Below are 24,504 nucleotides of genomic sequence, written 5' to 3'. Positions count from 1 at the left end.
GGGCGCTGCGCTCCGGACGGCCAAAGTGAGCTGAAGCATAACCGCGTCCGCGGAGAAAGCCTAGGAGGCCGGGCCGTACCTGACCCGTTATCCGAGGAGCGGGTATCGTGTGGCGGGTGGAGATGCCAACCCATTCGGGTTCCCTCCCGGGGCCCGGCAATGCCTTTGGACACCGCCCGCGGGGAACCGGGACGGGTGCACCGCAGCTGGACGACGTCCGGCGCCGTCTTCTGGCCCGGCGCATCCGGATCCTCGTGGCGGCGACAATCACCTACAACGTCGTCGAAGCGATGGTGGCTATCAGTGCCGGGACGATCGCTTCATCCGCAGCGCTGATCGCGTTCGGACTGGACTCCGTGGTGGAGGTGCTGTCCGCGGCGGCCGTCGCCTGGCAGTTCGCAGGACGCGATCCCGAAGCACGTGAGCAGAGGGCGCTGCGCCTGATCGCGTTCTCGTTCTTCGGGCTGGCAGTATTTGTCGCGGTCGATGCAGTGCGGGCGCTGACCGGCGTCGTTGAAGCCAGGCACTCGCCGGTCGGGATCGCCCTGGCCGGAGCCAGCCTGGTCATTATGCCGTTCCTCTCCTGGGCGCAACGGCGCGCTGGACGCGAGCTTGGGTCGCGGTCCGCCGTCGCCGATTCCAAACAGACCCTGCTGTGCACCTATCTCTCCGGCGTCCTGCTGGTGGGGCTCCTGCTCAACTCCACGCTGGGCTGGTCCTGGGCCGATCCGGTGGCTGCGCTCGTCATTGCCGCGGTCGCGGTGAAGGAGGGCCGCGAGGCCTGGAAGGGTGATGCGTGCTGCGCGTTACCGGTCCAAAATGCTGGACGCTTGCCCGCCCCGAACAGGCGGGGGATAACGGCCGCAAGCCCCGGCCCGTCCACGGCTCCTCCTGTCGGGTTGGTCGTTGAGCCGACGGTGGGTAACCCTTCAGCGCGGTCATGTTCCTGCTGCGCCGGCAGGCCGGTCGGCCCACCTGACGGCGGGCGGACCGCGCCTCGGGGAGGTCCACGGGATGGACAGTGACACCGCTTCCAGCACCCCTGCGACACCGCCTGAGGGAGTGATCGGGCCCGGCTCCTCAGGCGTATGGTGCTTCGGTGACGACGTCGACACCGTGCTGGCGCTCGCGCGGTCCGGTTTCGACTGGATTGCCCTCGATGCCCAGCACGGCAAGTTTGATCGGCGCTCGCTGATCGACAACGGCCGCGCCCTCTTGGGTGCCGGCAAGAACTTCGCGGTCCGTGTCGCTGGTGCCGACCCCGCCGGCATCGGCCTGGCCCTCGACGTCGGTGCCGCCACCGTCATCGTGCCCCAGATCGACAACGCCGACGAAGCCCGCCTGGTGGTCGAGGCCGGCAGATACCCGCCGCATGGTTCCCGCAGCTGGGGCCCGCTGGCACCACTATGGGGGCGTGAGGCGCCAGCGCCCCACGCGGCGGCACCCCAACTTGCCGTCATGATCGAATCCGCTGCGGCCCTGGCAAACATCGAGTCCATCGCGGCCGTTCCCGGGGTCGACCTTCTCTTCGTGGGTCCGTTCGATCTCTCTCTTTCGCTGGGCACCACGGTCGACGCCCTTCTGGCCGACGAGGGTGGCCCCCTGGCCATGATCGCCGCCGCAGCCGCCCGGGCGGGGCTGGGTGCCGGTATTTTCGCCGGCACTCCGGAGCGCGCGGGCATGCTCCGCGCGCGTGGTTATGACCGCGTCGCGGTGGCAACGGACGCCGCGGTCATCGCGGCAGGAGCCCGCACCGTCCTAGGGTTCACACCGACGCATTCCCGCCCCGGCGGGCAACAACGGCCTTGATATCCCGCGATTTCCTCTAGCCGGATGCGTCAGCAGCCGGCCCGGGCAACGGTTCGACGACGGCTCCCTCGTCCGGCAGGCCGGCATCTCGGGTTCGGGAATCCTTGGAGCCCGGCGGCCACTCGCGGAAGCGCCGGAACGCGATTGGAAGACCGCGGGCAACCGAGAGATTCGGACTGTCCATCACCTGTAGGTGGACATGTGGTTCCGTGGAGTTGCCGGAGTTACCGCACGCGGCAACCGCCTGGCCGGCCCTCACCTCCTCACCGACCACCACACGGATGGAACCGGCCTGAAGGTGGGCCAGACCCGCATAGGCCCCGGGTTGCCGCAGCGCGATGATGACATGGTTGCCGGCGACAGCGGCCACTCCCTTCCGGAGCCGCCCGGACTGGCCCAACGCATACGGCAGCAGGGCCAGCTGTGAACGCCGCCCGTCGTGGTCGAATTCGCCGTCGTGCACCCCAACAACGGTGCCGTCGCCGGGGGCCAGGATCGGCAGGCCGTAGGCGAAAAACCGCTCCCGTGGTTCGGTGGCGAGGAAAGTACGCCAATCTGTGCGGGGTGAGGTCCGGCGGCGGTCGTCAACGGCAACGAAGTCGATGGCATAACGCCCGCCCAGCAGGTTCGTCCCATGGCTCGGGACCCGCCTAGCCGGACTGTTTTGCGCCAGCCACCTGCCTTCGAACGGCAGCGACATCAACACCCCGCCAGGTGCCAAACCCCGTGGGGGCCGCCCTCCAGTCACGGGACACATCCCCGTTGAGGTCCCGGAACGGACCGCTGCGCCGGACACATCCGCACTAGCGCATCGCTGGCTTGGAAAGGTCATCCACGAGGTCGGCCAACGCGTCGACTCCGCGGGAGGCTTTGATTGCGACGGCCAGCCGGGCGGCTGTCTGCTTGTACCTGGGCGTGGACAGCACTGTCCGGACCGCTTTGGCGATGGCCTCGGGCTTTGGGCGGTTGGAGCGAAGGTTGATGCCCGTTCCGGACCATTGGACCCGTGCCGACACCTCCGTCTTGTCCTCGGTTTCCCCCGCCACCACCAGGGGTACGCCGTGGCGCAGCGCGAACTGGACGCCCCCGTACCCTCCGTTGGTGACCACCACGTCGACCTTGGGCAGCAGTTCGTCATAGGGGAGGTAGGAGGAGACGCGCACATTGCCGGGCAGCGGGGGTTCCAGATCCTCGGCGGACCGGCCACCTGTGCTGACGACCACAAGGACGTCGTCGTGGGCCAAGGCGTCGATTGTTGGGCGAATCAGGTCATCGAAGTCCCTGTTCGCCACGGTTCCCTGGGTCACGTGAACCACCGGGCCGCCTGCATCGAGTTCGCCCCACCAGTCCGGCAACCCGTGGTCTCCGGCCGTGGAAGAGGTCCCCTTGACGCTCTGGGACACCGGTCCGACGAAGTGGACGGTGTCGGGCAGGTCCGAGCGGGGATATTCGAACTCGGAAACGGTGAACTGCACCACGTGGTCCGCAGCGCGGGGCCAATCCATGAAGAACGCAGGGAAGGGGGCGTTGACCACCTCATGGGACATGGCGTCCGCGTATTTCTGGACGGGCGCGAAGACAATCTTTTCGGAGACTGAGCGCAGGATCCGGTTCCGAAGCTGCCCCATCGGTCCGGGCATCGGTGGAATGCCGAGCCCGAAGGGAGCGGTGTCGCGGCTGGCCAGGCTCAGCGGTACGATGCCGCAGTTGATGACGGCGGGCCGGGTGGCGTTCGGCTCGGCGACCAGGAGTGGGGCCCCCATGAACAGCGACTCGGTAAGGACGGCGTCGGCAGATTCTTCAGCCAGCAACCCACTGATGGCCGCATGCTGGAACTTTCCCGGCCGCATGAAGATTTCCTGGAGGTCATAGCGGATGCCCTTGGGCCCCTTGAGGCCAACCCGACCGGGGAAAGCAGCGTCAAGATCGCTGTCGTCGAAGTCCGCCTCTGCGGGAAGCGGCACGAATGTTGCGCCTGTAGCGGCAACCCGGTCCCGGTAGCGGCTCCCCGTCAGGAAGCGGACCCGGTGTCCGCGCTTCACGAGGCCGGACGCCACAGCGAGCATCGGGGTGACGTGGCCGTGGACAGGTGTGGAACAGAGGATGAGGGACGCCATGAGGTGCTCCGACCGCTTGACCTTCTCGGGTGTGTAGCTAAGTATTGCGCAGCAAGGGGGTCCGAAACACCCGGGTTCGCGTTGCCCGGACCGCTGCCCACTGTTGCTCCAAGACTGTCTATGCGGCGGTCCATCCTCCATGTGCTGGATGCGCAGTCCAATCCGTCGCTCAAGACTCCGGGCCGTGTAGTGCAGGAAATTCTGCCCGCTCATGGCAGACTGAGCGCGTCGACTGCGCACTGAAATCAGGGGGATATGTGGCGAGCACCGATGGCACGATGTCCGACGGCGTGGGTGCAGTCCCACCGGCTCGGTGGTTCGCGCCCCGGCCGTCCAGGCTCGTAGCAGGAGCACGGCGGTGCTCTTGATCCTGCCCATGTTCGTGTACACGATTAACTCGATTGCCCGATATGTACCGGCGATGGCAATCGCGTGCGTGCTCCTGTCCGGGATGTGCCTCTGGGTGGTTTGGGCCAGAGTTCACGGCGCCAGGACATCCATCCCACTCACCGAAAGCCAATCATGACCGACATTCAGGGCCCTGCAGCGGCCGACCCGCGCAGAAGCCGCCGAAGTGCGTCCCTTTCCATTGGCGTGACGGCGCTTCTTGCAAGCGCCGTGCTCACCGGATGCTCACCTTCAGGTGAAGTAATCGACGCCGACTACGCCCAGGTCTGCCAGGACCGCACCACCGAGGAGCGGGTCGAGGACAGCAAGTGCAGCGAGGAAGGCCGCTCCTCGGGCGTGTACGGCTGGTACTTCTTCGCCATGGGGGCGCGCAACGCTGCCATCAACAGGTCTATTCCTCCTGTCGGGTCCCAGCTCGCGGGCGGCGTCACCACGGTTCCGGCCGGCGCGTCGACCAGGAGCGGCCTGCCCGCCTCGGGGTCGTCGGCGGTCAGCCGGGGCGGCTTCGGTGACAGTGCCAAGTCGGGCGGCGGCGGCCGCTCCGGAAGCATGGGTGGCTGAGGTGAAACGCATCCCCTCCGTTCCGCGCCGCGACTGGAAACGGAAAGTCGAAAGCCAGGGCCTCGTCTTTTCGACGACGGTCCTGCCCGACGGCTCCTCCATCGAGTACTGGAACGAAAGCGCCTACTACCAGTTCGACCTTGCCGAAGTCGAGATGCTCGAAAAGGTCACCGAGGAACTGCACGGCATGTGCATCGAGGCCGCCCGCTACCTGGCGACCGGGGCAATGGGCAACATCGGCATCAGCCCGGAGGCCCTGAAGCTCGCAGCAGGCTCCCTTGCCCGCGGCGAACCCGGCGTCTACGGGCGCTTCGACTTCGCCTACGACGGCGTGAACCCGCCGAAGATGCTCGAATACAACGCCGATACCCCCACCGGACTGATCGAAGCGTCGATTGCGCAGTGGTACTGGCTGCAGGACGTAATGCCCCGCAACGACCAGTGGAACGGCGTCCACGAAGCCCTTGTCCGTGCATGGGAGAAGCAGCGCGGGGGCCTCGACGGGGCAAGGCTGCACGTGGCGCACACCGAAGTCGAAGAGTCGGGCGAAGACTGGATGACCGCGGCATACATGCTCGACGTCGCCAACCAGGCAGGATGGGAGACCGTCGGCATCAACATGAGCGACATCGGCTGGAACGCCCGCACCAAGCGGTTCGTCGACCTTGACGAGAACGTCATCAGCAATATCTTCAAGCTGTATCCGTGGGAACACATGATGAAGGAGGACTTCGGCAAGAACATCCGCGACTGGCCGGTGATGACCCGATGGTATGAACCGGCCTGGAAGATGTTCCTCTCGAACAAGGCGCTCCTTGCCGCACTCTGGCACCTCTACCCGGGGCACCCGAACCTCCTGCCTTCCTTCCTCGACAGCCCCAACGGGTTGAAGGAATGGGTTGCCAAACCCCTCCACGGGCGCGAAGGGGACAATATCCGCATCCATGCCAAGGGCGTGGACATCGAACAGCCCGGCGACTACGGTGCCGAAGGCTGGTGTTACCAGGCATGGAGCCCCCTTCCGGACTTCGACGGCAACCACCCGGTTCTCGGTGCCTGGGTCGTCGACGGCGAATCCGTCGGCGTCGGCATCCGCGAATCCGACGGCTACGTGACCGACTACTTCTGCCGCTTCGTGCCGAACATTATCGACGCACCCGCCCCTGACCTGGGCAGAAAATGAGCGCCCCAGTGACCCCTTCCGTGCGCGGCAAGGGTTTGTCGGCGGATGATCTCGGGCTGGCGGGGAGCGTTTCCGTTGGCCTGTCTTCGACCGCGCCGGTCTACTCCCTGGCGGCCACCCTTGGGTTCATCATCCTTGCCGTGGGCGTGCAGGCACCCGTGGTCCTGATCGCCGCCTTTCTTCCAATGCTGTTTACCGCGTACGCCTATCGCGAGCTCAACAACGACACTCCGGACTGCGGCACCACCTTCACGTGGGCATCCCGGGCGTTCGGAAAGTTCACCGGCTGGATGGGCGGCTGGGCCCTGGCCCTCTCAGGGATCGTCGTCCTCGCCAACCTCGCGCAGATCGCTGGGCAATATCTTTGGCGTCTGGTGAATCCCGGGCTGGCAGACAATACGCTGCTGGTGACGATCACCGGCGTTGCCTTCATCGCCGCAATGACCTGGACCAACTACCGCGGCATCGACCTCTCCGAGAAGATGCAGCGGACGTTGATCATTCTTCAGTACGCGGCCCTCGCCCTCTTCACCGGCTTCGCCCTTTACCGCATCGGGGCCGGACAGGCCTTCGACCTCACACCGGTCTCCCTTGAATGGTTCAACCCGTTCGCTGTGGACAGCCTGCAGTCATTCACGTATGCGGTGCTCCTGGCCCTGTTCATCTACTGGGGCTGGGATACCTGCCTCGCACTGAACGAGGAGACCCGCAACCCGCGGACCACACCGGGCCGGGCCGCTCTCATCTCCTCGGTCGTCCTCCTTCTCACCTATGTCGGGGTCAGCGTGGTCGTGATGGCCTTCGCAGGCACCGGATCCGTTGGACTGGGCCTCGGCAACGAGGCGAATGCGGCTGATGTCTTCTACGCAATCAGCGCGGCCGTTCTGGGCGACTGGTCCTGGGTGGTGGTGCTGGCTGTGCTGATCTCTGCCGTTTCCTCAACCCAGACAACGATCCTGCCCACCGCGCGCGGCACCCTCTCGATGGCCGCCCACAAGGCGCTTCCCGACCGCTTCGCCCGCGTCCATTCCCGGTACCTGACGCCCACGTTCTCGACGGTGCTGATGGGAGTCACCGCCTCCGCCTACTACGTGGCAATGACCCTGATCAGCGAGGACTTCCTTGCCGACTCGATCGCCTCCCTCGGGCTGTTCATCGCCTTCTACTACGGCCTCACCGGCTTCGCGTGCGTCTGGTACTTCCGGCGCACGCTGCGCTCGAGCACCCGGAACCTCGTGTTCAAGGGAATCCTTCCGCTGCTGGGGGCGCTGATGATGACTGGTGCGTTCCTGCTCAGCGCAGTGGACATGCTCGACCCCGCCTATGGAAGCACCGTCTTCCTCGGCGTCGGGGGAACCTTCGTGATCGGTGTCGGCGCGCTGCTCCTGGGCGTCGGCTTGATGGCCCTCTGGTACGCCTCTGCGGGACGGCGGAAGGCCGCAGACCTGGCACTCGACGCATACGGCCCGACGCCCGGCTGACCACCGCTCCGGCGCGCGGGTGCTCTAGTCTGCCAGGGCTTACAGCGCGGCAACCAACGACGAGGCGTCAGTGCTCGTGCCGGGTTGCTTTCGGTTCCCCACCGGACCCGGGAATCAGCCGCACGAGGCCGTCGAGGATCAGGCTCAGTCCGAAGTCGAACTCATCACCGAAATCGTATCCGGGCTTGAGCACGTGTTCGGTGGCGATCTCGACCATGTGGGGATACTCGCCGGTGGAGAAGAGTTCAACAATCGGTGCTGTGACCTCTGCCGCGGTGTCCCGTCCGTTGAACGGCAGCGCCGCTTCCTGGAGGGCGAATCCGTAGATGTAACTGTCGAGCAGGGCATAGGCGTGCGCCGTCAGCTTCACCGAAAAGCCCGCCGCCCGCAGGGTGGCCAGGGTCGCCTCGTGGTGTAGCAGTGTTGCCGGGCCGGGGGAGGATCGGGATTCGAGCAGTCCCACCGCCCATGGATGGCGCTTGAGCACCTCGCGCATCGCATGTGCTCGGCGATGCATTTCATCCCGCCAGTCGCCTCCCGGGGAGGGCGGTTGAATCTCGCTGAAGACAGTGTCGACGATGCCGTCCAGGATCGCGCCCTTGTTGGCGACATAGTGGTAGAGCGACATCGGCTTGGTCCCCATGCGCCGGGCAAGGGAGCGGATGGTCAGTGCGGCGAGTCCCGATTCATCGGCAAGGTCCCGCGCATAGCCGAGGACCGTCTCTCGGCTGAGCGGAACGCGGCGGGCGGGGCGGTCCTGCATATCCGATGTCATTGATCCTCCGGGCTGTAGCGCTTTCGTACGTAGTACGATACAGTGTCGTACACTGTACGAATTTCTCGTGGATTCCTGAAAGGAACCAACCATGAAAGCTGACCGTACGCACTCCGCACAGACCGCGCCTACCGCCACGCCTGCGACCCCGATGCGGGCGATTGTGCAGGAAGCCTACGGCCCCGCGGACGTGCTGCATCTGGCGGAGATCCCCCGGCCGAAGGTCAGGGAGGACGAGGTGCTGGTCAGGGTCCATGCCGCAGGACTGGACCGGGGAACCTGGCATGTGACAACGGGGCTGCCCTACGCCCTGCGCCTTGCCTACGGCATCCGCGCGCCACGGAATCCGGTGCCCGGCCTGGATCTGGCCGGAACGGTTGAAGCGGTCGGAGCGGCGGTCACGCGATTCGCTGTCGGCGATGAAGTCTTCGGCGTCGGGAAAGGCCCCTTCGCTGAATACGCGGCGGCAGCTGAAAGCAGGCTGGCCCGCAAGCCGTCCAACCTCAGTTTCGAACAGGCCTCAGTGGTTCCGGTCTCGGCAAGCACCGCGCTGCAGGCCCTCCGCGCGGCCGGACCCGTGTTGCCGGGGCAGAAGGTACTGATCCTCGGTGCCTCGGGCGGGGTCGGCACCTTTGCCGTGCAGCTGGCAAAGGCCTCCGGTGCCGATGTCACGGGCGTCTGCAGCACCAGCAAAATGGATCTTGTGCGATCCCTCGGTGTCGACCGCGTCATCGACTACACCAGGGAGGACTTCGCGGACGGAGCCGAGCGCTACGACGTCATCATCGACATCGCAGGAAACCCCGCCCCAGCCCGGCTGCGCCGGGCCCTCACCCGCACCGGAACGGCGGTGCTCACCGGCGGCGAGGAAGGCGGGACCTGGACCGGCGGGCTTGACCGCCAGTTCCGGGCACTTGTCCTCTCCCCATTCATCAGCCAGCGGCTCATGATGCTCATGGGCAAAGTGGGTACGGCCGACCTCGAACACTTGGCCGGGCTCCTGGCAGCAGGGTCCCTCACCCCGGTCCTGGACCGGACCTACCCGCTGGAGCAGGTTCCCGACGCCATGCGCTACTTCGACGCCGGCAAGGCGCGCGGAAAAGTGGCAATCACCATCTGATCCCCGTCGGCTGCGGCCGGCCGCGCTGGGATCTGCTCTTCTTTTTTGGGCGGATTGCTGCGAGTCTGGGCCAATAGTGCCTCGGCTGGGGATCGGAGCAAGGAGTGCCTCCGCCCGGACGCGGCAATGACCACAGGAGGAGACCAGCCATATGACCCGATCCGTCCTCAGCGTCGAGGCCGTCCTCGCCCGGTACTCCGATCCCGAAGCCTGTGCGGCGTCGTTGTTGTGCGATTCGCATGATCCGGCGGGCATCGCCTTCTCCATTGTCGAGGCCGACCTTTCCAGCGAGGACATCACCTACGGTCAGCTTCGTGAGCGCTCGGAACGGGGAGCCGCCGCCCTGGCCGGCCTCGGTGTTGGCCCGGGTGATGCCGTCGCTACCCTCATGGGCAAATCAGCGGATCTTGTGGTCATGCTGATGGCTATCTGGAGGCGCGGGGCAGTCCATGTACCCCTGTTCACCGCGTTCGCATGGCCGGCAATCGAGTTCCGGCTGGCGTCCTCGAACGCCAAGGTTGTCATCACCGACGCCGACCAGCGCGAGAAGATCAAGGAACCGACCGCCGCCGTCGTCATTGTCGGCGGACGTGCCGAGGCGCCGGACCTCGCCCTCGCCCCGCTGCTTGAAGCCCAGCCGGCCGGCATCCCTGCTGAAGCTGTCGGAGGTGATGGGCCTCTGGTCCTCATCTTCACCTCAGGGACGACGGGGACGCCCAAAGGCGTCCCCGTACCCCTCCGGGCACTTGCCGCTTTCCGCCACTACATCGAACTCGGGCTGGATGTTCGGAGCAGCGACGTCTTCTGGAACGCAGCGGACCCCGGGTGGGCCTACGGCTTGTACTACGGCATTCTCGGCCCCCTGGCGGCGGGAAGGCGGTGCCTGCTGCTGCACGCCGGCTTCTCGGCCGAACTGAGCTTCGCCGTCCTCGAGCGCTTTGGGGTGACGAACTTCGCGGCCGCCCCCACCGTGTACCGGACGATGCGGTCGAAGTCCGAGCTGATGACCGGGAAGCTGCGCCTGCGCAGGGCCTCCTCGGCCGGCGAGCCCTTAACACCTGAAGTGATCTCCTGGGCGGAGGAGACGTTCGGCGTCCCCGTCCGGGATCACTACGGGCAGACCGAACACGGCATGATGATCATCAACGGCTGGCATGACTCGATCCGCAAGGACCTGCGTCCCGGGTCGATGGGCCATCCCATGCCGGGTTGGCGCTGCGCCGTCCTCAAGAATGAATCCGACGAGGAGGCGCAGGCAGGGGAGATGGGGCGGGTGGCGGTGGACGCCACGGCAAGCCCGATGATGTGGTTCAAAGGGTACGACGGTGCCCCGGAAAGAACCGCGGAACGGTTCAGCGCCGACGGCCGCTGGTACGTCACGGGCGATGCAGGAATGAGCGATGCTGATGGCTACTACTATTTTTCGGCGCGCGACGACGACGTCATCATCATGGCCGGATACCGCATCGGCCCCTTCGACGTCGAGAGCGTCCTGTCCACCCATCCGGCGGTCCTTGAAAGCGCCGTCGTCGGCGCTCCCGACGAGATCAGGGGAGAGGTGCTGGAGGCCTACGTTGTCCTGAATGAGGGAACGGACGGTGACGCTTCCCTCGTTCGGGAGCTGCAGGAGCTCGTCAAGACCCAGTTCGCGGCCCACGCCTTCCCGCGCAGAATTCATTTCATCGACGCGCTTCCGAAAACGCCCTCGGGAAAGATCCAGCGGTACGTTCTGCGGGCCCGGCGCGCTTCCTCGGAATAGTGGTCCCGGCGCCGGTCAAAGCAGCAGGTTTTTGCCTGCGCCTCGCCGACGCGTACGCTGTACTCCTGTCGAAGGGACAGGTTGGCGAAGTGAGAGGGGGTCCACGATGACCGAGCAAACCCAGACCGAGCGGCGCGTGCGGCTGAACCGGGACCGGGTGCTGCAGGCCGCGGTCACCCTTGCCGACGAGATCGGCATCGAGTCACTCAGCATGCGCAGGCTCGCACAGGAACTCCACGTTGCGCCCATGGCGCTCTACAAGCACGTCGCCAACAAAGAGGAACTCCTCGGCGGCATGGTCGATGTCATCGTTGGGGAGATCGAGCCTCCGCTGGGCGCTTCCGACTGGAAGAACGCGGTGCGGTCGAGAGTGCTCTCGGCAAGGCGGGCCCTCCAGCGGCACCCGTGGGCGCGCCGGGCAATCGAGACGCGAACCAGCATGACGCCTGCCGTACTCGACTACGTTGAGTCGTTCATCGGCGCGTTCCTGGCCGGCGGGTTCTCCGTGGATCTCACCCACCACGTCATGCATGCCCTCGGTGGACGGATGTGGGGGTTTACCCAGGAACTTTTCGATGACCCTGCCGCCCCGAAGCCTGAGGCGTCGGCGGATGCCGCACGGGCAAGGGCCGCCATGCTCGAGCAGGCGGCGCAGCGTTATCCAAACGTGGTGGCGGTCGCCACGTCGATGCCGCACGACGAGCGTTCAGTGGTCGGTCACGGCTGTGACGACCAGTTCGAGTTCGAGTTCGCCCTCGACCTGCTGCTCGACGGCTTTGAGCGCCTTCATGCGGGCGGTTGGACTTCGCAGGCAGCGAAGCTGGACCGCGGATAGCGAGCCCGGGAACCCTGCCGGCTGCTCTGTGCGTCATGCTCCGGGAAGGGCACGGCGGCGGGCCGCGCCGTGAGGCACAGCCCGCCGCACTGCAGTAGCGCCGGCAGGACGACAGAGCTCGCCTATTACGCGGGGACGGTTGCGCTGGGTGCCGGTTCCGATGTGGCGTTCAGTGCCGTCAGCGCGGAAGGTCGAAAGCCCTTCGCAATCAGGTAGACGGCAAGGCACACCTCCCAGGCGAACACCGGGAGGGCGGTGACGACCGCCCATGCCGAAACCTGCTCGTAGAGCCCGAACATCTGGGCGGCTCCCGAGGCGAAGACCAGGGGGCCTCCCACGAGTCCGAGCACGGCGATGAACCGAGGCACCAGGCCCGAGCGGTACAGCAGGTACGCGAGCAGCAGGGTGTTTGTTCCACAGATGAAGCTCGGTCCGACGAGGAAGGTCCAGTTGTTGAATGCCACAAGCGCGCTGCCGAGGGCGATCGAATCGGGACCCGTTTCCGGCAGGTCCTGACGCAGGGTTACGAGCGCCAGAAGGGAAATGACGCCGGCGGTGATGACGGCGGCCTCGAATGTCCGCAGGGCAACATAACCGAGGGCGGCGCCTTCGTTTTGCCGCTTGACCACGGGGAAGAGGGCGACGCCTGTCCCGATGATGGCGACAGCGAGCAGCACGTCCAGGAAGGCTGCCAGAAGGATCAGTGTGTCCGGCCCCGGACCGGCAATGTAGTTGGGGTTGCTGAGAACCGGAACATAGAGAACCCGCGCCGTGATTGAAGTGACGTGGGTAATCAGGAAGAGGATGCCGGCGACGATGGCAATCCTTCGGGTTGAAGTCATTTCCCACTCTCTCCTGTAGCTGTGGCGTACGGCGTACACCATCGACACCAAATCTAGGTATACGCCGTATACAAGTCAAGAGCAGGAACGGTTTGCGCTGCCGAGCCGCTTTCGTGCGGCCTTACCGGAGCGGGGCCTTCCACGACAGCACTGACATTCCGGCCCGCGCGGCCACGTGCCCGGGGATGGCTCTCAGGATGGAATTGCGGATGCTGATGCCGGGTTTGCCACGGAGATCCGCTCCGATTTGCCCGGCGCGGTGGGAGCGGCGGGCCATCCGTTGGGTGCGGGGACGGCGCTGGTCATCGAAAATCTGCAACGCGGACGCGAGGGTGGCGCCGTCGTTGACCGCCCTGGCGATGAGAAGACCGACGCATACACCGTCCTCCAGGGACGAATTGGCTCCTTGCCCCATCGTCGGCTCCATGGCGTGGGCGGCGTCCCCGATGAGGACGGTACGCCCATGAACGAAGGTCCTGAGTTCCGGCGCGAGCGCATAGACGTTATGGCGCATTATCCGGTGGCCGGGAGTCGCCCCGATGAGCGATGGCACCGGTTCGGCCCAGCCTCGGAAGTGGTCGAGCGCATCAGCTTTGTCGTCGGGCGAGTCCTTTTCTTCCGCCGAGTGGGTGTAGCCGTACCAGTACACTTGGCCGGCGCCGATTCTCACGGCGCCGAATTCCGTGCCGGGACCCCAACGGACAACGACGTCATCACTGACCAAAGCTGAATCATCAATAATGCCCCGCCAGGAGGACTTCCCGCTGTAGTGCGGTGTTGTCGCCGGGGCCAACCGGGTCCTCAGCGCGCTGCGCAGTCCGTCGGCTCCCACAACGAGGTCCGCTTCATAGGAGTTGCTTCCTTCCTCCGAGCCCGTCTGAACCATCGCCCGTGGTCCGTCAGCCTGCCCGGGGTCGATAGAGGTGACCCGCACGCCGTTCACAAGGGTTGCCCCCTGAGCCGACGCCAGTAGAAGGCGATGCAGTTCCTGCCGGTGGATCCCGTAAAATTCCGGTGCTGTACGGGATCCTCCGTTACCGGAAATTTTCATCAGCCACCTGCCTCGTTCGTCCATGGTGCCGGCCATGTGAACCCGATTGCCCGCCGCCCGGGCAGCGGCGTCGGCACCCACGGCTGCAAGGGCGGACAGGCCGTTCGTTGTGAGGGCAAGGCCGGCCCCGACTTCGGCGAAGCTGGGTGCCTGTTCGAGCACCGTCACGTTCCACCCCTCGCGCAGGAGAGAAGCCGCGGCGGTGAGTCCGGCGATGCCGCCCCCGACCACCACTGCATTGTGTCCTTGCTCGGCCATGGTTCCCTCCCTCGTCCTTCACGGGCAATCGTAGGCGGAGGACGCCGGAGAGGTGAGCGTCGGCCCGGCTGGCGCTTAGTGGGAGGGGGAGTCGAGGGGAATCCCCCCCCGTAGGCACGCGGTTTTTGGACAAACCCACGTAAGGTCGGGTTGTGAGCGGGAGTGGAGACGAGCGGCGGGCACGGGTGACAATTGCGGATGTCGCCGCAGCCGCCGGCGTCTCGCGGGGCACCGTTTCACGGGTCATGAACGGTGAGGCTTATGTGTCCGACCGTGCCCGCGTCGCCGTCGAGGACGCCGCGGCCAGGGTCGGGTACGTCGCGAACAAGGCGGCACGCGACCTGGCGGCCGGAAAGTCGCGGGCCGTTGCGGTGATCGTCGATGAGGCCCGCACGCGGCTGACCGGCGATCCGAACACCTCGGTTCTGCTGCTCTCCCTCTAGGCGGGCCTTTCGGCACACCGCTATCGGGCGGTCACGGTACTGCTGGGAGCCGGCGACGATGACAGGAGCGCGGCCCAATTCCTTCGGTCGGGGTCGGTCGATGGCGTGATCCTGTTGTCCGATGAACAGTGCCCACGGGTCCTGGAAGCGATCGAGGACACAGGGCTCCCCGCCGTCCTGATGTGTGAACCAACCCGTTCGAGAGGGCCCGTCTCAGTATCGATTGACGACGAATCCGCGGCGCGGGACATCACCTCCGTCCTGGTGGCGGCGGAGCGCCGTCGCATAGCAATGATCGCGGTCGGCTTGAACACCGGCTATGGGCGGGCGCGCGTGCGCGGGTACAAGTCAGCCCTCGGGCACGGTTTCGACCCCGCCCTGGTGGTCGAAGCGGCCGGTGTCACGTACGAGGCCGGCCAACGGGCCATGGAAGTCCTGTTGAAGCGGAATCCCGGCGTGGACGGCATCTTTGTCGCGTCCGACGTCGTTGCTGCCGGCGGCATGCAGACTCTGCTCGACAAGGGTCACCGCATCCCCGAAGACATCAGCGTTGTGGGTTTCGACGGTAATGAATGGTCCGAGCGGAGTAAACCGGCCCTGACCACGGTGAGGCAGCCCCTGGCCGATCTCGCCAGGGAAGCGATCAGCGCGCTTCTCGGTCTGCTCACCGGCGCACCGGTCGCGAGCGTCCGGCTTCCGGCCCGTACATTGCACAGGGAATCAACCTAGCCGAACCCAGCACCAGCGCCTCTTGTGCCGAGATCATTATGTCGCTACGTTCGGCGACCCAACGTCCTGGATGTGGACTTCCGGGGCGAAGGCCGTCAGTTCTTTGGCCAATGGCAGCTGCCGGAGCTCGGGTTCGAGGAATCTGTATTCGATCAGTACACGAACCCCGTTGAGAGTGGGGTCCACGTAGATGTCAGCGATCCTGCTCGATTCATCCGGGTCGTATTTGGACAGGAGTTTCTCCCGGAGGTCCCTCAGATAGCTCAGGGATTTTCCGGTCCCCTGGTGCCCGATCCACTCGCCCTCGGGGTCAAGCTCGTTGCGGAGCGCCGCAAACCCTGCCTCGGACCAGGCGCTCTCCGCCGCGGTCCAAACCCGCACTGTCTCATAGGACCAATCGAAGTGCGCGCCACCGAACTCGTCGGGATGTTCTTCCACATGGCGCAGGACTTGCTCGTACACGCCGCGGAGCTGGGCACTGGGGCCGCCTGCATCGTATCGATACGGGAGCACGACGCGGGCATCGTCGCGCGGCTCGGGAGGGGTATTCCTGTTCGGCAACCCGCAGCCAGTGAGAATAAGAGACGCACAGAAAGCGGAAGCGACGATCTTGGTTACGCGCTTCATCGCCACCCCATTCGGACGAGCACGGATGGAGGAGAATCCTTCAGACGTGCTTGTATGCACAGAGTCCGCCCGGCGGACAGATATGTCAATGGATCATCGGCTGCTACCGGGCTCCCTGCTGAATCTGCGCTTCTATTGGGTTTCGTCGGTGTCCACGACCAGTGAATACAAGGTGCCTGCCCGGGTTCTTTCCATCAGTTCGGCGTCGACCAGGTACCGGCGCAGCGTGACGTAATCCTTGGCGTATTCCTTCAACCGTTCATTGACGTCTTTTTCTGACAGCTCTTCACCGGGTTTGAGGGCGTCAGCGGCGACCCACTTCAGCAACTCGTACCGTTGACGTTGGTTCGCTGGATATTGATTGATCCTGCCATCCACCAAGAAGCGCTGAATCCCTTCGCGTCTCGGTCCGTCGTGGTGCTCCTGCAGGAGTGACCGAAAGATACCGGAGTTCAGCACCCACCCGTTGTCGTTGAGCACCAGACCTGATTGGGCGAGCTGTTCCATCGCTTTCGGGCGCTTTCCGGGTGGTACGGCCAGGCCCCTGTTCCGGGCATCCTCCAACACCATTTCCGCGAAAATAATCCGAAGTTTATCGTTGCTCAGCGCTGCCAATACTTTTCGCCAATTGTTCACAATTCCTTGCCTGATCTCCCGCTCGTCGCCGGCTGGGCCGTGGTGCGTCGATCCTACGCCGCACCCGCCCGACTGGGGATGCTGGTTACCCGTTATCCCTTCAAGCTCGACTGTGAGCGGCAGGTGATGGACAGAGGTTATGTTGGGGCTATGGCATATGACACCCCGGCTTCGCTTGTACGAAACGTTGAAGACTTGCCCGAGGAGGGTTGGAACGACGAGCGGGGCACCGTGACGTGGCGGACTCTGTTCTCCGCTGACAGCACGCCGACCTCACTGCTGGTGACAGGGGTCGCCGAGCTGCCCGAAAAGGGCTTCCTCGCCCTGCATCGACACGACCAGGCTGAAACGTACTACGTTCTCTCCGGCACTGGAACGGTCACTCTTGAGGGTCAGGAGCACCAAGTCAGGGCAGGGTCAACCACATTCATTCCCGGCGGCGCCGAACATGGGATCAGGAATGACGGTCCGGTTCCGCTGGCATTCTTTTATGCGCTGGCCGCCGACAGTTTTTCCGACGTCCATTACAGGTTCTCCTGACATGTCCTTCGGTTACAACATCAACGATCGGACTCGGGTTTGGTCGAATCGACGGTAATACTCCTCGCGGGATTCTGTGCCGGGCTGATCAACGTTGCCGTTGGATCCGGAACCCTGGTGACGTTCCCAGTGCTGCTGCTGTTCGGGCATCCACCCCTGGTGGCCAATATTTCCAACAACATCGGGTTGGTCGCCGGAGGGCTTTCCGGGGCGTGGGGATACCGCCGAGAACTCGCCCCGAATAAGGACCTGCTTTTGCGGCTCCTGCCGGCTTCGGCAGCCGGCGGGGTCACGGGGGCTGTGCTGCTGCTCGTCCTCCCCGCCGAGGCATTCCACACGATAGTTCCAATCCTCATCACCCTCGGGCTGCTGATGGTGGCATTCGGGCCCACAATCCAACGTCGAACAGCCCTCAAACGCCAGAACCATCCTGTGCGCGCCACTGGGAAGAACGCCGTCCTGCTGGGGGGCATTCTCGTTCTCGGCGTTTACGGGGGTTATTTCGGCGCGGCCCAGGGCGTCCTCGTCGTGGGCCTGATGAGTGTCACAACCGTTGTGGCGCTGCAGCAGATCAACGCGGTGAAAAACGTCCTTGTCACAGCCGTGAATGCAGTAGCGGCAGGGATCTTCGTGGTCGCAGCAGGGGAGTCAATAGACTGGAGCGCCGTCCTTCTGATTGCCTGCGGTGCGTCAATCGGAGGGTTCATTGGAGCGAGATTCGGGCGGAGGCTTTCCCCGTTTGTGCTCAGGGCCACCATCATCGTGGTCGGAACCGCGGCCGTGATCCGGATGGTCTTCTTCGACTAGTTTCAATGCCTTCCTCGCTCAATTCACGGCGGAACCAACTGCGGTTGTAGGTCCTCCATCCGCTCCTTCTGACCTATGGTGTCTTGATGAAGCTTCTTATCCTTGGCGGCACCGCGTGGCTCGGTCGTGAGATCGCCCGCGAAGCGGTCGAGCGCGGACACGAGGTGACGTGCCTGGCGAGAGGCGAATCGGGTTCGGTCCCCGCCGGTGCGTCACTCGTCCGGTCGGATCGGGACTCAGAGGACGGACTGGCTCGGGTGGCCGCCCTCCAGTGGGACGCGGTCGTGGATGTGTCCCGCCAGCCAGGCCAAGTCAAACGTGCAGTCCGCGACCTCGCGGGGAGCCGCTACTACCTCTTCGTCTCCTCGGGAAGCGCGTACGCCAATCAGGGACCGCTGGGCCAGGATGAAGCTGCGCCGCTGCTCCCGCCGTTGGACTCGGATGTCATGGAAACGATGGAATCCTACGGACAGGCAAAGGTCGCCTGCGAGCAGGCCGTTCTAGACGGATTCGGCCACCGTCGCGGCATGATTGCGCGCGTGGGGCTGATTGGGGGCCCCGGTGACATCTTCGGGCGCACCGGATACTGGCCATTACGGTTTGCGCATCCCTCTGTGCCGGACGGAGCGGTGCTCATCCCAGATACCCCGACGTTACCCACCCAGGTCATCGACGTTCGGGACCTTGCGGCATGGCTCGTCCGGAGCTGCGAGGTTCGCCTCGGCGGCACCTATAACGCAATGGGTGAGACCGTGCCTTTCCGTGAACACATCGCTGCCGCAAGGACGGTCGCCGGTCACCAGGGCCCGGTGGTGAAGACCAGCAATGACTGGCTCCACTCGCACGGCGTCGCCGACTGGGCAGGCCCAAAATCCCTTCCGCTGTGGCTGAGCGATCCAGGCTGGCAGGGGATGAACGCGCGATCCAATCAGCGTGCCAAGGCCGCAGGTCTGCTGCTGCGGCCGCTTGCAGAGACCTTGAGGGCCACCCTGCGGTGGGAGGAAGCCGAGGGCATCGACAGGCCCCGGCGTGCGGGGCTCTCGCCGCATGAGGAAGCGGAGTTGCTCGCCGAACTGGTCCCGGACAACAACCAGCTCAGAAGGGAGCGACATGGTTGAGGTGCTTTTGTTCCACCACGCACACGGGCTTACGCCTGGTGTCCGCAGTTTTGCGGACATGCTTGCGAGGAGTGGGCATGACGTCCACCTTCCGGACCTGTACGAGGGCCGCCTCTTCGATGACCTCGAATCCGGGATTGCCTTCGCCCAGGAAACCGGGGTCGGATCCCTGATCGAACGGGGCCGGGAGGCAGCAGACACGCTGCCTCCCGGTCTCGTCTATGCCGGATTCTCCCTCGGCGTACTGCCCGCCCAGATGCTTGCCCAGACCCGTCCCGGCGCCAAGGGCGCCCTGTTCTTCCATTCGTGCCTCCCGGTCTCCGAGTTTGGTACGGCGTGGCCCCCGGCGTTGCCGGTGCAGGTACACGGCATGGACACCGACCCGTTCTTCATTGGCGAAGGCGACGTCGCCGCCGCCCGCGCCCTGGCTGAATCTTCACCGAACGCCGAACTGTTTCTCTATCCCGGTGGGCAGCATCTGTTCGCCGACAGCAGCCTTCCCTCGTACGACGGGCATGCGGCGGGTCTGCTCGCGGAGCGCGTGCTTGGCTTCCTTGACCGCGTTGCCTAAGCGATCACCCGGCCGGCGGGCCGGTCAGGGCGCCGGAATAGGCCTCGGCCGTCCAAACAGCGTTCGGACGCCGGGGGAGAACAGCACAGATTCTGGTGGGCCCTCGACATCGAAACCGGCCGCCCGCACCAATTGGTCCTCCAACTTGACCAGCGAGGCCGGATGAAGCGGCCACGGCCGGTGTGAGTTGGGGATGAAGACGGTTCGGCCAGCAATGCGAGCGTGAAGCCCAAACCGGGCGGTGAGTTCGAGCGAAAGGCGGTCATCGGCTTGGCTGGCCGTGTCGGCTCGAACGACGAAGGACGACGTTGCCTGCCCCCGGTAGCGGTCGACGTCGTATCCATAGGTCTGGGCGGCGCGGGTGCTCGAGGGCCGACACCGAGACCAAACGTAGGGGATTCCGAAGGCGCGGGCGGTATGTACAATGGCGAGCCTCGACGCATCGAGCGACACGAACACAACTCCCCGCGACCCCTCCGTCGCCTTTGAATAAAGACGCACATTTATTTCAGTCGTAGACCCGAAATAAGGGGCCGGCACGGCCGCGCCGATGCGCGTTCCGCCCATGCGAAACCCAATCAGACCAACCCAGGTAGATCCCTCAAACACGTCCGGTTCGACGCCGGGCGGCATATACGGCGCCGCGGCGGAAACGGGAAGGCGCCAGTGAAGGAAGATCGTGTCGCTCCAGAATTGATCGAGGAACACGGGCCGGGGCAGGGGCGGTGCAGCCGGCCATGGGTCCGAGGCGTCTCGGCGATCCGATTGCATGCGGCAAACCTAACAGCAATACTCCCCGGTTACCACAGATGCGATCCCACGCTTATTCGATTCCGAAATACGGAAGTTTCAATCATCGGCCGTTTTCTTGAGTGCCACTCATGGAAAGACCCTTCTCTTAAATCGACCGGACGGATAATCCGCTATCCGTTCGTGTTTTTTCTGTCGATTTGCAAATGATTGATGCCTGCCGCCACGGCAGGACGTGTCAGTTATCCATTTGTTCGCGCGGGGAATTACCCACCTTCTAGTCGGTCCGATGATGCCGGCCCTGGGACGCAGCTGGTCACGGCTGGGGCAGGAGGTCGAGTGGAGTGGCGACAGTGCCCTTACCCATGATCCAGCCGTGTGAAATCAGGGAGCACCATCCGGAACGCGGGCGCGGCACGTCGTCGGCTCCGAAACCGGGACATCGGCCGACGAGGCCGGCGTGGCCCATAATACAATCCACGCAACGGTTCACCATTCCGCCGTCACCGCCATTCGGCCGGTGAGACGGCCATACTGGGATTTCGCTCGCAATGTACGAGTTATTTTCCTGTGCAATCAGGCTGGGCGTTCCCAAAGTCCTGCCTGCCGGAGAAGCGGTCGTAGCTCCATAGCGCGAAATGCCGCTCACGAAACGCAGCATGCATATTTTCAAACAACGTTTCCTCGCCCGGTGCTGCGGCGCCGTGCCGCTGATGAGCCCAGGCCGGCACCGACATCATCGTTGACCACAATCGCCGGCTGTGTCCCGCTCCTGACTCCGGCCATCAATGAGGCGTCTCCGTCTTCCGGTGCCCGGCCCCGCCGTTCCTCATGCAGCCCTGGGCTGCTGGCTTTCCAATTCCTCACGAAAGGCTTCGGTCATGAGCACCCAAAACCCCACCCCCAAGCCTCCGTGGCGGCGGCTGTTCATCATCCTGGTCCTGGTGTTCACACTGGGAGTGGGACTTCCCTCGGCCGTGGGAGGGGGCGCCGAGACCGAGAGCCACGCGGTCAAACCGACGGTGGTCCTCGTCCATGGCGCCTTCGCCGATGCATCCGGCTGGGCGGGTGTCATCGAGAGACTCCAAGCGGATGGCTACCCGGTGATCGCCCCGCCTAATCCGCTGCGCGGCATCATCGAAGACGCAAACTACCTCAGGTCGTTCCTCACTACGATTCCCGGTCCCCTCATCCTCGTCGGCGATTCCTACGGGGGTGCAACGATCACCAATGCCGCAATGGGCAACCCCCGAGGTTAAGGCGCTGGTCTACATCAACGCGTATATCCCCGAAGAGGGTGAGACCCTGGCTGAGGCTGGTGCGCTGGGCGGAGGGAAGACCGACATCGGCAACCACCTCATCGCGCGGCCGTACCCCGGTGCCCCGGAAGGGGACGTTGATCTCTACATTGACCCGCTGTTCGTCCACGGACTCGTCGCACAGGACCTCTCTGCCCGGGAGGCCGCGATCCTCGCCGCGACGCAGCGCCCCTTCACAGCCCGCTCCACCACTACTCCGTCAGGGCCGGCGGCGTGGAAGACCATTCCAAGTTCGGCGTTGGTGGGTACCGAGGACCGTTCCCTTCCTCCGGAGGCGGAGCGGTTCATGGCGGAGCGCTCGGGTGCAACGACCGTCGAGATCTCCAGCTCGCATGTGCCGCTGCCGAAGACACTAAGGAGTAGATCCGGGAGGCGGACGAACAGCGGAAGTGCCGGCTCGGTCACAGATCGGGTCGGCACTTCCATGTCGGCGTTGGACCCGTCCGGTGGGACATCAAGCTCGCGGCGCAACCGCAGCACTGGATACCGCCCGGGCTCCTGCCTACTGCCCGGTGAAGACGATGCGATTGCCGTCGGGATCCTCAATCGCGATAACCCTTGAGGATGTGGCGGTTTCCACGCCGCGGTTTGGGATTGCGAGCTCATTCAACTGTGCGGCCCGTGCAGACAGGTCCGACTCGGCCAACACCATCGTCGAATGCCCCGCCCGCCCCGGCTCGGCCCAGACCTGGAAACCGGCGGAATCGATCAAGTGCCATTCGAGAAGTCCGTCCATGGGGCGGGCATCGGGTTCCCGCCCGAACAGTGCTGTGTACCAGGCAAGGGCCGCACCCAGATCACTGACCGCCATTTGCGCGAGGACATGCTGAACCGCCACCGTGCCGCCTCCTCAAATCGACTCCCGTCAGCCTCAATCATGATCGGTGAGTGGCGGCGGCGCTAGGTGCCGCCGGACCCGGGAAGGTTTCCAACAATGAATTCCCAGACGACTGGTCGGTGGATCAGGGCCGGCCTGCTCGCCCTGCCCGTCTACGGGCTGCTCACCGCCTGGTCCTCACTCAACCCCCAACCGGATCAGGAGGTGAATACCGAGGCGTGGGCGGAATTCGTCAGCCATTTTGATTGGCAGCACCGGTGGAACGATTATCGCGATTTTCGGCGTCTTCGCGCTGGGGGCGTGGCTCGCTCCGAGTAAAAGCGGGGCGCTGGCGCTGGCAGCAACGGTTGTCACATCGGCGGGGCACGCGCTCCTGCTTGTTCCAGCGGTGATTTCCACCTTTGCAACCCCCGCAGTGGGACGTGCCTACCTTGAGGGCATTCCCGGCGTCATGCGCAGCGGGTTCCCGGGAGCCATGACGGGAACCTACCTTCTCGGGCTGCTGCTCGCCTTCCTGGGCAACATTCTGTTGGGAGCCGCCGCCTGGTTCTCGGGCACCCTTCCGCGTGGCGCCGCAGTGCTGTGGGTGGTTTCCGCCGTGATCTTCTATCCCCTCGGAGTAGTGCTGGAGATGGTGACCACCGGGGCAAGCCTGCCGACGCAACCGATCGGAGCACTGCTGCTTGCGGTGGCCGGGGGCTGGATCGCATGGCACGCATTCCATCACGATCTCCTCACCCCGGCCCCCGCGCACGCGGGCGCCTGAGCCGTGCTGCACCCGCGTAGGCGCGGGGTGTCGGTGCGGTCAGGTCACGAGTCCTTTCCGGCGGCTGCCGGGAGGATCTGGGCGAGGTCGTAGCGCACCGGTTCCTCGAGCTGGTCGAATCTGCACGATGTTGGTTCCCGGTCAGGGCGCCAGCGGTTGAACTGGGCGGTGTGACGGAAGCGCTGGCCTTCCATGTGGTCGTACCGGACCTCCACCACCCGTTCGGGGCGCAGGGGAGTGAACGAGAGGTCCTTGCCGACCGCCCACCGGCTGCCCTCGGCATTGCGCGGGGTGCGGATTCCCTCCTCCCCGCCCACCTCCTCCCAGGGATGGCCTTCGATGGCTGTGACCAGCGGCTGCAGTTCGGCGAACAGGTCGCGCCGGCGGGCGGCGGGGAAGGCGCCGATGACCCCCACCGCCATGAGCTCGCCGTCGTCGGTGTAAAGACCGAGCAGCAGGGACCCGACGCCCTCGGCGTCGCCCTTGTGGGTGCGGTACCCCGCAACAACACAGTCGGCCGTCCGCTCGTGCTTGACCTTGACCATTGTGCGTTTGTTGGGCTGGTAGGTGCCGTCGAGCGGTTTGGCGATGATCCCATCGAGCCCGGCGCCTTCGAACTGCTGGAACCACCGAAGCGCCACCTCGCGGTCGGTGGAGGCGGGGGTGAGGTGGACCGGTGGGCTGGCCGTGGCGAACACCTCCTCGAGCATCCGGCGGCGCTCCTCAAAGGGCCGAAGCGTCAGGTCGGCGTCGTCAAGGGCCAACAGATCGAAGGCGACAATACTCGCCGGCGTCTCCTGCGCGAGCTTGGCAACCCGGCTCGCCGCCGGGTGGATACGCTGCTGGAGCACCTCGAAGTCCAGGCGCTCGCCGGTCACGACGACGATCTCGCAGTCAACCACGCACCGCTGCGGAAAGTTGTTCAGGACTGCAGCTACCACCTCTGGAAAGTATCTCGTCATCGGTTTGCCGTTACGTGACCCGATCTCCACCTCATCCCCGTCCCTGAAGATGATCGACCGGAACCCGTCCCACTTGGGTTCATAGCTCATTGCGCCGTCCGGCATGCGCGCTGCGGCCTTGGCCAGCATCGGCGTGAAGGGAGGGTTGACGGGAAGGTGCATGCTGTCCCTTTCGAGTGGGGCGGTGGCCGGCGTGCAG

At 65.0% G+C, this 24,504-nt stretch carries 27 protein-coding genes; 17 read left to right on the top strand and 10 right to left on the bottom strand.

Features of this window, described 5'->3' with window-relative positions; genetic code table 11:
- Window positions 1-206 precede the first annotated feature (206 nt).
- Complete coding sequence (locus AC4D2R_RS16575) at window positions 207-1,025, top strand: cation efflux transmembrane domain-containing protein (protein WP_490941233.1); 819 nt, start codon at window positions 207-209, stop codon at window positions 1,023-1,025.
- Window positions 1,015-1,809 carry an HpcH/HpaI aldolase family protein gene (locus AC4D2R_RS16570; protein WP_490941204.1) on the top strand — a complete coding sequence of 265 codons (795 nt, stop codon included), beginning with the start codon at window positions 1,015-1,017 and terminating at the stop codon, window positions 1,807-1,809. The genes AC4D2R_RS16575 and AC4D2R_RS16570 overlap by 11 nt, the downstream gene beginning before the upstream one ends.
- A gap of 16 nt (window positions 1,810-1,825) precedes the next feature.
- On the opposite strand, the gene AC4D2R_RS16565 is transcribed toward AC4D2R_RS16570, so the two are convergent.
- Both AC4D2R_RS16565 and AC4D2R_RS16560 read right to left on the bottom strand, forming a co-directional pair.
- Entirely contained in the window at window positions 1,826-2,509 is a 684-nt protein-coding gene (locus AC4D2R_RS16565) for a M23 family metallopeptidase (RefSeq protein WP_490941203.1), read from the bottom strand.
- A 103-nt stretch (window positions 2,510-2,612) separates the two neighbouring features.
- Complete coding sequence (locus AC4D2R_RS16560) at window positions 2,613-3,926, bottom strand: glycosyltransferase (RefSeq protein ID WP_490941202.1); 1,314 nt, start codon at window positions 3,924-3,926, stop codon at window positions 2,613-2,615.
- A gap of 522 nt (window positions 3,927-4,448) precedes the next feature.
- Between AC4D2R_RS16560 and AC4D2R_RS16555 the strand changes: the two genes are divergently transcribed.
- From AC4D2R_RS16555 to AC4D2R_RS16545, 3 genes are read left to right on the top strand one after another with little or no spacing between them, the layout of a single operon-like run.
- Entirely contained in the window at window positions 4,449-4,895 is a 447-nt protein-coding gene (locus AC4D2R_RS16555) for a tRNA-dihydrouridine synthase (RefSeq protein ID WP_490941201.1), read from the top strand.
- A 1-nt stretch (window position 4,896) separates the two neighbouring features.
- Window positions 4,897-6,078, top strand: coding sequence for a glutathionylspermidine synthase family protein (locus tag AC4D2R_RS16550; protein WP_490941232.1), 1,182 nt, complete (start codon window positions 4,897-4,899; stop codon window positions 6,076-6,078).
- Entirely contained in the window at window positions 6,075-7,559 is a 1,485-nt protein-coding gene (locus tag AC4D2R_RS16545) for an APC family permease (protein ID WP_490941200.1), read from the top strand. Before AC4D2R_RS16550 ends, AC4D2R_RS16545 begins: the two co-directional genes overlap by 4 nt.
- Window positions 7,560-7,626: 67 nt before the next feature.
- Here the strand turns inward: AC4D2R_RS16545 and AC4D2R_RS16540 are convergent, their stop codons facing one another.
- Window positions 7,627-8,334, bottom strand: a complete 708-nt coding sequence (locus AC4D2R_RS16540; protein WP_490941199.1) for a TetR/AcrR family transcriptional regulator — start codon at window positions 8,332-8,334, stop codon at window positions 7,627-7,629.
- A gap of 91 nt (window positions 8,335-8,425) precedes the next feature.
- Between AC4D2R_RS16540 and AC4D2R_RS16535 the strand changes: the two genes are divergently transcribed.
- The 3 genes from AC4D2R_RS16535 to AC4D2R_RS16525 all read left to right on the top strand — a co-directional run bounded on the left by AC4D2R_RS16535 (window position 8,426) and on the right by AC4D2R_RS16525 (window position 12,048).
- Window positions 8,426-9,454 carry an NAD(P)-dependent alcohol dehydrogenase gene (locus AC4D2R_RS16535; protein WP_490941198.1) on the top strand — a complete coding sequence of 343 codons (1,029 nt, stop codon included), beginning with the start codon at window positions 8,426-8,428 and terminating at the stop codon, window positions 9,452-9,454.
- 151 nt (window positions 9,455-9,605) lie between these two features.
- Window positions 9,606-11,213, top strand: coding sequence for an AMP-binding protein (locus AC4D2R_RS16530; RefSeq protein WP_490941197.1), 1,608 nt, complete (start codon window positions 9,606-9,608; stop codon window positions 11,211-11,213).
- A 106-nt stretch (window positions 11,214-11,319) separates the two neighbouring features.
- Window positions 11,320-12,048: a TetR/AcrR family transcriptional regulator gene (locus tag AC4D2R_RS16525; RefSeq protein ID WP_490941196.1), complete on the top strand. Its 729-nt coding sequence runs from the start codon at window positions 11,320-11,322 to the stop codon at window positions 12,046-12,048.
- A 125-nt stretch (window positions 12,049-12,173) separates the two neighbouring features.
- Here the strand turns inward: AC4D2R_RS16525 and AC4D2R_RS16520 are convergent, their stop codons facing one another.
- On the bottom strand, window positions 12,174-12,890 hold the full coding sequence (locus AC4D2R_RS16520; protein WP_490941195.1) for a DUF4386 domain-containing protein: 717 nt from the start codon (window positions 12,888-12,890) through the stop codon (window positions 12,174-12,176).
- A 121-nt stretch (window positions 12,891-13,011) separates the two neighbouring features.
- Window positions 13,012-14,199: an FAD-dependent oxidoreductase gene (locus tag AC4D2R_RS16515; protein WP_490941194.1), complete on the bottom strand. Its 1,188-nt coding sequence runs from the start codon at window positions 14,197-14,199 to the stop codon at window positions 13,012-13,014.
- A gap of 152 nt (window positions 14,200-14,351) precedes the next feature.
- On the opposite strand from AC4D2R_RS16515, the gene AC4D2R_RS16510 reads away from it, so the two are divergent.
- Together AC4D2R_RS16510 and AC4D2R_RS16505 are read left to right on the top strand one after the other, a co-directional pair.
- Window positions 14,352-14,642 (top strand): LacI family DNA-binding transcriptional regulator, encoded by a 291-nt coding sequence (locus AC4D2R_RS16510; protein ID WP_490941193.1) that lies wholly within the window; start codon window positions 14,352-14,354, stop codon window positions 14,640-14,642.
- Between the two features lie 39 nt (window positions 14,643-14,681).
- Window positions 14,682-15,371 carry a LacI family DNA-binding transcriptional regulator gene (locus tag AC4D2R_RS16505; protein WP_490941231.1) on the top strand — a complete coding sequence of 230 codons (690 nt, stop codon included), beginning with the start codon at window positions 14,682-14,684 and terminating at the stop codon, window positions 15,369-15,371.
- Window positions 15,372-15,407: 36 nt separating this feature from the next.
- On the opposite strand, the gene AC4D2R_RS16500 is transcribed toward AC4D2R_RS16505, so the two are convergent.
- Complete coding sequence (locus tag AC4D2R_RS16500) at window positions 15,408-15,998, bottom strand: hypothetical protein (RefSeq protein ID WP_490941192.1); 591 nt, start codon at window positions 15,996-15,998, stop codon at window positions 15,408-15,410.
- A gap of 132 nt (window positions 15,999-16,130) precedes the next feature.
- The gene (locus AC4D2R_RS16495; protein ID WP_490941191.1) at window positions 16,131-16,505 is read right to left on the bottom strand and encodes a DUF2087 domain-containing protein; all 375 of its coding nucleotides are present in this window, start codon (window positions 16,503-16,505) and stop codon (window positions 16,131-16,133) included.
- Here AC4D2R_RS16495 and AC4D2R_RS16490 point away from each other — a divergent pair.
- The 4 genes from AC4D2R_RS16490 (at window position 16,488) to AC4D2R_RS16475 (ending at window position 19,670) form a co-directional block, all read left to right on the top strand.
- The gene (locus AC4D2R_RS16490) at window positions 16,488-17,174 is read left to right on the top strand and encodes a cupin domain-containing protein (RefSeq protein WP_490941190.1); all 687 of its coding nucleotides are present in this window, start codon (window positions 16,488-16,490) and stop codon (window positions 17,172-17,174) included. The genes AC4D2R_RS16495 and AC4D2R_RS16490 overlap by 18 nt on opposite strands.
- A 39-nt stretch (window positions 17,175-17,213) precedes the next feature.
- Window positions 17,214-17,981 carry a sulfite exporter TauE/SafE family protein gene (locus AC4D2R_RS16485; protein ID WP_490941189.1) on the top strand — a complete coding sequence of 256 codons (768 nt, stop codon included), beginning with the start codon at window positions 17,214-17,216 and terminating at the stop codon, window positions 17,979-17,981.
- A gap of 86 nt (window positions 17,982-18,067) precedes the next feature.
- Window positions 18,068-19,099 carry an NAD-dependent epimerase/dehydratase family protein gene (locus AC4D2R_RS16480; RefSeq protein ID WP_490941188.1) on the top strand — a complete coding sequence of 344 codons (1,032 nt, stop codon included), beginning with the start codon at window positions 18,068-18,070 and terminating at the stop codon, window positions 19,097-19,099.
- Entirely contained in the window at window positions 19,092-19,670 is a 579-nt protein-coding gene (locus tag AC4D2R_RS16475) for a dienelactone hydrolase family protein (protein WP_490941187.1), read from the top strand. Before AC4D2R_RS16480 ends, AC4D2R_RS16475 begins: the two co-directional genes overlap by 8 nt.
- A gap of 24 nt (window positions 19,671-19,694) precedes the next feature.
- Here the strand turns inward: AC4D2R_RS16475 and AC4D2R_RS16470 are convergent, their stop codons facing one another.
- Window positions 19,695-20,441 (bottom strand): YqjF family protein, encoded by a 747-nt coding sequence (locus AC4D2R_RS16470; RefSeq protein ID WP_490941186.1) that lies wholly within the window; start codon window positions 20,439-20,441, stop codon window positions 19,695-19,697.
- Between the two features lie 860 nt (window positions 20,442-21,301).
- Here AC4D2R_RS16470 and AC4D2R_RS16465 point away from each other — a divergent pair.
- Both AC4D2R_RS16465 and AC4D2R_RS16460 read left to right on the top strand, forming a co-directional pair.
- Window positions 21,302-21,679, top strand: a complete 378-nt coding sequence (locus AC4D2R_RS16465; RefSeq protein ID WP_490941185.1) for an alpha/beta fold hydrolase — start codon at window positions 21,302-21,304, stop codon at window positions 21,677-21,679.
- A complete protein-coding gene (locus AC4D2R_RS16460; RefSeq protein ID WP_490941184.1) occupies window positions 21,651-22,301 on the top strand; it encodes an alpha/beta fold hydrolase in 651 nt (216 codons plus the stop codon). Before AC4D2R_RS16465 ends, AC4D2R_RS16460 begins: the two co-directional genes overlap by 29 nt.
- Here AC4D2R_RS16460 and AC4D2R_RS16455 read toward each other — a convergent pair.
- Window positions 22,242-22,577, bottom strand: coding sequence for a VOC family protein (locus AC4D2R_RS16455; protein WP_490941183.1), 336 nt, complete (start codon window positions 22,575-22,577; stop codon window positions 22,242-22,244). The two genes, AC4D2R_RS16460 and AC4D2R_RS16455, sit on opposite strands and share 60 nt — an antisense overlap.
- Window positions 22,578-22,818: 241 nt before the next feature.
- Between AC4D2R_RS16455 and AC4D2R_RS16450 the strand changes: the two genes are divergently transcribed.
- The gene (locus AC4D2R_RS16450) at window positions 22,819-23,343 is read left to right on the top strand and encodes a DUF2427 domain-containing protein (protein ID WP_490941182.1); all 525 of its coding nucleotides are present in this window, start codon (window positions 22,819-22,821) and stop codon (window positions 23,341-23,343) included.
- Between the two features lie 44 nt (window positions 23,344-23,387).
- Here the strand turns inward: AC4D2R_RS16450 and AC4D2R_RS16445 are convergent, their stop codons facing one another.
- Window positions 23,388-24,467, bottom strand: a complete 1,080-nt coding sequence (locus AC4D2R_RS16445; protein WP_490941181.1) for an ATP-dependent DNA ligase — start codon at window positions 24,465-24,467, stop codon at window positions 23,388-23,390.
- Window positions 24,468-24,504: the final 37 nt, after the last annotated feature.

The sequence above is a fragment of the Arthrobacter sp. TJ-217 genome (assembly GCF_058269255.1).
Note: the sequence above shows the minus strand (reverse complement) of the source record. Positions and strands in the feature narration are given on the sequence as shown.

Bases quoted from the DNA above. Each gene is read 5' to 3' on its own strand.
- AC4D2R_RS16570 (WP_490941204.1), top strand. From the start codon at position 1,015: ATGGACAGTGACACCGCTTCCAGCACCCCTGCGACACCGCCTGAGGGA.
- AC4D2R_RS16565 (WP_490941203.1), bottom strand. From the start codon at position 2,509: ATGTCGCTGCCGTTCGAAGGCAGGTGGCTGGCGCAAAACAGTCCGGCT.
- AC4D2R_RS16560 (WP_490941202.1), bottom strand. From the start codon at position 3,926: ATGGCGTCCCTCATCCTCTGTTCCACACCTGTCCACGGCCACGTCACC.
- AC4D2R_RS16555 (WP_490941201.1), top strand. From the start codon at position 4,449: ATGACCGACATTCAGGGCCCTGCAGCGGCCGACCCGCGCAGAAGCCGC.
- AC4D2R_RS16545 (WP_490941200.1), top strand. From the start codon at position 6,075: ATGAGCGCCCCAGTGACCCCTTCCGTGCGCGGCAAGGGTTTGTCGGCG.
- AC4D2R_RS16540 (WP_490941199.1), bottom strand. From the start codon at position 8,334: ATGACATCGGATATGCAGGACCGCCCCGCCCGCCGCGTTCCGCTCAGC.
- AC4D2R_RS16535 (WP_490941198.1), top strand. From the start codon at position 8,426: ATGAAAGCTGACCGTACGCACTCCGCACAGACCGCGCCTACCGCCACG.
- AC4D2R_RS16530 (WP_490941197.1), top strand. From the start codon at position 9,606: ATGACCCGATCCGTCCTCAGCGTCGAGGCCGTCCTCGCCCGGTACTCC.
- AC4D2R_RS16525 (WP_490941196.1), top strand. From the start codon at position 11,320: ATGACCGAGCAAACCCAGACCGAGCGGCGCGTGCGGCTGAACCGGGAC.
- AC4D2R_RS16520 (WP_490941195.1), bottom strand. From the start codon at position 12,890: ATGACTTCAACCCGAAGGATTGCCATCGTCGCCGGCATCCTCTTCCTG.
- AC4D2R_RS16515 (WP_490941194.1), bottom strand. From the start codon at position 14,199: ATGGCCGAGCAAGGACACAATGCAGTGGTGGTCGGGGGCGGCATCGCC.
- AC4D2R_RS16500 (WP_490941192.1), bottom strand. From the start codon at position 15,998: ATGAAGCGCGTAACCAAGATCGTCGCTTCCGCTTTCTGTGCGTCTCTT.
- AC4D2R_RS16495 (WP_490941191.1), bottom strand. From the start codon at position 16,505: ATGGAACAGCTCGCCCAATCAGGTCTGGTGCTCAACGACAACGGGTGG.
- AC4D2R_RS16480 (WP_490941188.1), top strand. From the start codon at position 18,068: ATGAAGCTTCTTATCCTTGGCGGCACCGCGTGGCTCGGTCGTGAGATC.
- AC4D2R_RS16475 (WP_490941187.1), top strand. From the start codon at position 19,092: ATGGTTGAGGTGCTTTTGTTCCACCACGCACACGGGCTTACGCCTGGT.
- AC4D2R_RS16470 (WP_490941186.1), bottom strand. From the start codon at position 20,441: ATGCAATCGGATCGCCGAGACGCCTCGGACCCATGGCCGGCTGCACCG.
- AC4D2R_RS16465 (WP_490941185.1), top strand. From the start codon at position 21,302: ATGAGCACCCAAAACCCCACCCCCAAGCCTCCGTGGCGGCGGCTGTTC.
- AC4D2R_RS16460 (WP_490941184.1), top strand. From the start codon at position 21,651: ATGCCGCAATGGGCAACCCCCGAGGTTAAGGCGCTGGTCTACATCAAC.
- AC4D2R_RS16445 (WP_490941181.1), bottom strand. From the start codon at position 24,467: ATGCACCTTCCCGTCAACCCTCCCTTCACGCCGATGCTGGCCAAGGCC.